Raw genomic sequence first — 6,090 nt, forward strand, 5'->3', positions numbered from 1 at the left:
GGACGGCCGCCCGGCCGCCGGCGGGCTCGATCCGTCGGACGGCGAGTCCGGCGACGGTACGGTCACGGTCGAGGTCGAGGGCCTGGCGGACCGGGTGACCCCGTTCCCGGTCACCGCGTCCAAGTACTCGGCCCTGCGTCCGGTCAGCGGCGGCGGTCTGGTCTGGCTGCGCTGGCCGATCTCGGGCGCGCTCGGTGAGACCTTCGCCAATCCCGCGGACATGTCGGGCCGTCCCACCCTGGAACACTTCGACATCGTCAAGGCCCGTAAGAGCGAACTCGTAGGCCATCTGGACTGGTTCGCCGTCAGCGGTGACGGCACCAGGCTGGTGGTCGTGGACGACGGCGAGCTACGGGCCGTGCCCGCCACCGAGCCCGGCGACAGCGATTCGACGGTCTTTCTCGATCTGCGCCGGATCCTGCACGACGTCGATCCGGGCGCGGAGTGGCGCCAGGCGTTCGAGGAGGCGGGCCGCGTCATCCGCGCGTACTTCTGGGAGCCGGAGATGTGCGGCATCGACTGGGACGGTGTCCTCGCCCAGTACCGTCCGCTGGTCGAACGGGTCGCCTCTCCCGACGAGTTCGCGGATCTGCTCCGTGAGGTCCTCGGCGAGCTGGGCACCTCCCACGCCTATGTCACGCCCGCCCGCCGCAACGAGGGCCCGCCGCACTACCAGCGCCCCATCGGACTGCTCGGCGCCAATCTGGTCCGCCGGGACGGCGCCTGGGTGGTCAAGCGGATCCTGCCCGGCGACTCCTCCGACTCCAAGGCCCGCTCACCGCTCGCCGGTACGGGCATCCGCGAGGGAGCGGCCCTCACCCATGTCGACGGCCGGCCCGTCGATCCGGTGACGGGTCCCTATCCGCTGCTCGCCGCGGCCGGAGGCACCACGGTCGAGCTGACCTTCCGGCCCGCCGAGCGCAAGGGCCCCTCCCGTCGCGTCGCGGTCGTTCCGCTCATCGACGAACGCCCGCTGCGCTACCAGGACTGGGTGGCCAAACGCCGCGCGGTGGTACGGGAGATCAGCGGCGGCAGATGCGGCTATCTGCACATCCCCGACATGGGCGGCTCGGGCTGGGCTCAGTTCAACCGCGATCTGCGCCTTGAGGTCTCACGGCCCGCGCTGATCGTGGACGTACGCGGCAACGCGGGCGGTCACATCAGCGAGCTGGTGGTGGAGAAGCTCAGCCGCAAGATCATCGGATGGGATCTGACACGGGACGCCCAGCCCGTCTCGTACGCCTCCAACGCGCCGCGCGGCCCGGTCGTCGCGCTCGCCGACGAGGCGACGTCCTCCGACGGCGACATGATCACCGCCGCCTTCCGGCTGCTGAATCTGGGCCCGGTGGTGGGCCAGCGGACCTGGGGCGGAGTGGTCGGCATCACGGGACGCCACCGCCTCGCCGACGGCACGGTGATCACGGTGCCGATGAACGCGGCCTGGTTCGACGCGTACGGCTGGTCCATCGAGAACCACGGTGTGGAGCCCGACATCGAGGCGCTGCGCACACCGCTGGACTGGGCGGAGGGCCGGCACGCCCAGCTCGACGACGCGGTGTGGGTGGCGCTGGACCTGCTGGCGGGACATCCGGCCTCGGCGCCCCCGGGGTACGGAGCCGTGCCCGATCTGCGCCGGCCTCCGCTGCCGCCGCGCGGGACCCGCTGAGCGACCGGCCCGGCGCCGCCGCCAGAGGAAGGGCCCGAGTACGGACAGGAGGCGCACCCGGTGAACCGGATGCGCCTCTTGTCAGGTCCTCAGGCCCTCAGGCCGTTCGTTCAGGCGTCGAAGCGATCGTCGACGTCGTCGTGTGCGTCCTGCGCCCTGCGGGGCGACTGGTTGTCACGGTCCTGGGCACGGTCGTTGCCCTGCGGGTTGCGCTGGCCCGACTGACCGTGCTGGCCCGGCTGGCCCGGCTGCTGCCCCTGCCGGTTCGGCTGGCCCTGACCCTGGCCCTGGCCCTGCTGGCCCTGACGGCCCTGCTGTGAACGCGGGGACTGGTCGTCCCGCTGGTTGTCGCCCATCTGCGCCTTCGCCCGGTCTCCGAGCTCCTGCGCCTTGTCCTTGAACTGGTCGGAAATACCCATGGAATTTCAACTCCTGGTAGAGGTGGGGGGTGTGGGGTGGGGCCTCGACCAGACTTACATGTCCCGACATTCCGCGCATTTCGATCAGTCACGCTGTGTGCGCCCGCGCTCGTCGGCAGTACCGTCCGCCCCCACAAGTCCCTTGCGCGCCGCGGCCATACGAGGTTCGGCCCGCCTCGTCTGCCGCGCGCCGACGGCCGCGGCACGGCCCGGCGGACAGCCCCGTAGCGACCGCGTCCCGCGCGGCCACCACCGCGCGCGGACATGCGCCGGGCGCCGCTCCGTCCCGGCGGCGATCCGGTCGACGGCGGGAGGGAGCGGATACGTGCGGTTCGACGGCCGGGTCAGCCGCCGCCGCGGCTCCCGCGTCACCTCGCCCCGGTCGGCGCCGCGGCCCTCCCCGAGCAGCGAAGGGAACGCCCGCGCCGAGACGCTCCTCGATCCGGCCGGCCCGCGGTTCCTGGCCGTGACGGCCTGCGGCGCCTCCACGGGTGTCAGGTGTCAGGTGTCCGGCGCCGGTCAGTCCGGTCGGACCGGGGCGGCCGGGCGGCGACGGCGGCCGGCGCCCGTGACCGGAGCGGCGGAGCCGGCCGGTCCGCGGTGCCCACCGGTACGGCGGTGGGCACCGTCAACTCCCTTACGTACAGGTCGAGATCGAGCTCACCGAGCCACCCGCGACCGGGCGGCCCGGAGACCCGCGCGCACACTCACCGCACAGCCTCCCGCGCGCCGGTCCCGCCGGTGCGCGCCGGGACGACGGTGTGCGGCCCCGTGGCGCGGATCACCTCGTACTCCGAGAGATCGACGCGGCGCGTGGCCCTGCGGAACTCCGTCGTCGTACCGGGCCAGATGGTGGTGTTGCGGCCGTTGGCGTCCAGGTACCAGCTCGTGCAGCCGCCGGTGTTCCACACGGTCCGCCGCATCCGCTCCTGCACCCGGTGGTTCCAGGCGCGTACGGCCGCGGGCCGGGCCGTCAGCGCCGCGCGCCCGCCGACGGCGCCGAGGCCGTCGAGCTGCCGCAGATAGTCGGCCATGTAGGCGAGCTGGGCCTCGATCATCAGAATCATCGAGGAGTTCCCCAGACCGGTGTTGGGGCCGATGATCGTCATCCAGTTGGGAAAGCCGGCCGCGGTCGCGCCGCGCAGCGACTCCATACCGTCGCGCCAGGTCTCGGCGAGCGTGCGCCCGTCGGCGCCGACGACCCGTTCGGCGATCGGCATGTCCGTCACATGGAAGCCGGTGCCGAAGATGATCGCGTCCGCCTCGCACCGCGTACCGTCCGCGGCGACCAGCGTCGAGCCGCGCACCTCGGCGAGACCCGAGGTGACCACGTCGACATTGGGCCGCGCGAGCGCCGGGTAGTACGTGCTGGAGAGCAGGATGCGCTTGCATCCGATGCGGTACGAGGGCGTCAACGCGGCCCGTAGCGCCGGATCCTTGATCGCCCTGGCGATGTTGGCCTTGGCGAGGGCCTCGACGAGCCCGAGTTCATTCGGCCGTTCCGTGAAGGCCTGGACCTGCAACTCCCTGATGCTCCAGAGCAGTTGGCGGCGCACGGTCCCGGTGAAGGGCAGTGCCCGGTGCAATCGGCGCTCGGCCGCGGATATCGCGCGGTCCGCGCGCGGCATCACCCACGGCGGCGTCCGCTGAAAGAGCGTCAGCCTGCCCGCGTCGGGCTGGATCGCGGGAACGACCTGGATCGCGGAGGCGCCGGTGCCGATCACGGCGACCCGCTTGCCGCGCAGCTCGTAGTCGTGGTCCCAGCGCGCCGTGTGGAAGACCTTGCCCGGGAATCCGGCGAGTCCGGGGATCTCCGGGATCCTGGGATCCGACAGCGGCCCGGTCGCGGAGACCACCACCTCCGCGGTGAAGTTCCCGCGCGAGGTCTCCACCTCCCAGTGCAGGGCGTCGTTGTCCCAGCGCATCAGCCGGACCTCGTGGTGCAGCCGCAGATGCGGACGCAGCCCGAAGGCGTCCGCGATCCGCTCCAGATAGGCCCGTATGTGCCGCTGCCCGGAGAAGACGCGCGGCCAGTCGGGATTGGGCGCGAAGGAGAACGAGTAGAGGTGCGACGGCACATCGCACGCGCATCCCGGATAGCTGTTGTCCCGCCACGTCCCGCCGACCGAGCCCGCCCGCTCCAGTACGACGAAGTCGGTCATCCCCTCTCTGCGCAGCCGGACCGCCGCCCCGAGGCCACCGAATCCGGATCCGACCACCGCCACGCGTACGTGCTGGCCCATACCGCCTCCTGCCGCCGGACATCCACGAACCGCGCCAGCGATCACTGGCGCAATCCGGAGCGTAGAGCAGCTCCGTACTCATGGGTAGGGGGCCGTTGGAGGCACGTTACCGGCGGTACGACATAAGGTGCCCGGTATGGAGTACCGCATGGAGGAGCTGGCACGGGAGGCGGGCATCACCGTCCGCACCGTGCGCTTCTACCGTGAGCGCGGACTGATACGGCCGCCGCGGCGCGAGGGCAGGATCGCCTGGTACGACGACCACCATCTGGCCCGGCTCCGTACGATCGCGGCCCTGCTGGAGCGCGGCCACACCCTGAACGGCATCGCCGACCTGGCCACCGCCTTCGAGAGCGGACGCGGTGTCGGCGAGGTCCTGGGCCTGGGTTCCGTCCGGCCGGTCCCCGCGGGACCACGACGCCCGGCCGGACAGGACCTGGGCGACCCCACCGAGGACACCCCGGTCCGGCTCTCGCCCGAGGAACTCGCGGACCACTTCGAGGGCGAGGCGACCGCGGAGAATCTCGCCGCCTCCCTCGCCCTCGGCTATCTGGCCACCGACGGCGACGAGATCGTCCACATCAGCCGCAGACTGCTGGAGGTCTCCGCGGCCCTGGTCCGTGAGGGAATCCCGCTCGCCGCGATCCTGGAGGCCGCCCGCGAGGTGCGCGCCCACGCGGACGCCCTGGCGGAACTCTTCAGCGCGGTCCTCACCGCCCACTCAACCGCCTCCGCGGACTCCGCCGAACTCCGCCCGCTGGCGAAGAGCATCGTCGAGGCGGAGTTCTCGATGGCCCTGGACCGCCGTCTGCGCGGCGGGGCACGGACTCAGCTCTCGTAGACCACCGTCACCGGCGCGTGATCGCTCCAGCGCTCCTCGTGCGCCGCCGCGCGCTCCACCCAGCCCTTGACGGCACGCCCGGCCAGACCGGCCGTGGCCACGTGCAGGTCGATACGCCAGCCCGAGTCGTTGTCGAAGGCACGGCCCCGGTAGGACCACCAGGAGTACGGACCGTCCTGGCCGGGATGGAGGGCGCGCATCACATCCGTCCAACCGGTCTCCCCGTACAGCCGGGTCAGCCAGGCGCGCTCCTCGGGCAGGAAACCGGAGGACTTCCTGTTGGCGCGCCAGTTCTTGAGGTCGGCCTCCTGGTGGGCGATGTTCCAGTCGCCGCAGACCAGCACCTCACGGCCGTCGGCGGCGGCGCGCTTGCCCAGCTCCGCCAGGTACGGCAGGAACTCGTCCATGAACCGGACCTTCTCGTCCTGCCGCTCGGTGCCCACCTCGCCCGACGGCAGATAGAGGCTGGCCACCGTGACTCCCGGCAGATCGATCTCGGCGTACCGCCCGCCCGTGTCGAACTCCGCGCTGCCGAACCCGGTCCGCGTACGGTCCGGCTCCCGGCGCGAGAGGAGTGAGACACCCGCGCGGCCCTTGGCCGCCGCCGGAGCGTGCAGGACGTACCAGCCCTCCGGCTCCCGGACGCCCTCGGGCAACTGGCCCGGCTCGGCCCTTACCTCCTGGAGGCAGACCACATCGGCGGAGGTCTCCGCCAGCCACTCCACGAACCCCTTCTTGGCGGCGGCGCGGAGCCCATTCACATTCACGGTTGTCACGGTGAGCACTCCGGCACCCTACCCACCTCACGACGGAGGCCCGGTCCGGCACAGTGCCGGACCGGGCCTCCGAGGAGCGTCAGTTGTTGCCGACACCGTTCCCGGACAGGATCGGGATGTTGTCCAGGATGTGCGACAGCGGCTC

Annotated in this window: 5 protein-coding genes; 2 read left to right on the plus strand and 3 right to left on the minus strand. The window is 71.9% G+C overall.

Translation table 11 applies throughout. From position 1 onward, the window contains the following. Nucleotides 1-1,666, plus strand: a 1,666-nt coding sequence (locus BFF77_RS28850; protein ID WP_211280336.1) for a S41 family peptidase, incomplete at its 5' end; no start/stop codon positions are given. Nucleotides 1,667-1,776: 110 nt separating this feature from the next. Here BFF77_RS28850 and BFF77_RS36020 read toward each other — a convergent pair. Continuing rightward, on the minus strand, nt 1,777-2,085 hold the full coding sequence (locus BFF77_RS36020) for a hypothetical protein (RefSeq protein WP_066955654.1): 309 nt from the start codon (nt 2,083-2,085) through the stop codon (nt 1,777-1,779). Nucleotides 2,086-2,792: 707 nt separating this feature from the next. After that, the gene (locus BFF77_RS28870) at nt 2,793-4,328 is read right to left on the minus strand and encodes a flavin-containing monooxygenase (protein WP_066955663.1); all 1,536 of its coding nucleotides are present in this window, start codon (nt 4,326-4,328) and stop codon (nt 2,793-2,795) included. Between the two features lie 148 nt (nt 4,329-4,476). Between BFF77_RS28870 and BFF77_RS28875 the strand changes: the two genes are divergently transcribed. After that, a complete protein-coding gene (locus BFF77_RS28875) occupies nt 4,477-5,169 on the plus strand; it encodes a MerR family transcriptional regulator (RefSeq protein ID WP_066955669.1) in 693 nt (230 codons plus the stop codon). On the opposite strand, the gene BFF77_RS28880 is transcribed toward BFF77_RS28875, so the two are convergent. Beyond that, a complete protein-coding gene (locus tag BFF77_RS28880) occupies nt 5,157-5,954 on the minus strand; it encodes an exodeoxyribonuclease III (RefSeq protein ID WP_066955666.1) in 798 nt (265 codons plus the stop codon). The two genes, BFF77_RS28875 and BFF77_RS28880, sit on opposite strands and share 13 nt — an antisense overlap. Nucleotides 5,955-6,090: the final 136 nt, after the last annotated feature.

Source organism: Streptomyces lushanensis, from assembly GCF_001700515.1.
GTDB lineage: Bacteria > Actinomycetota > Actinomycetes > Streptomycetales > Streptomycetaceae > Streptomyces > Streptomyces lushanensis.

Bases quoted from the DNA above. Each gene is read 5' to 3' on its own strand.
- BFF77_RS28875 (WP_066955669.1), top strand. From the start codon at position 4,477: ATGGAGGAGCTGGCACGGGAGGCGGGCATCACCGTCCGCACCGTGCGC.
- BFF77_RS28870 (WP_066955663.1), bottom strand. From the start codon at position 4,328: ATGGGCCAGCACGTACGCGTGGCGGTGGTCGGATCCGGATTCGGTGGC.
- BFF77_RS36020 (WP_066955654.1), bottom strand. From the start codon at position 2,085: ATGGGTATTTCCGACCAGTTCAAGGACAAGGCGCAGGAGCTCGGAGAC.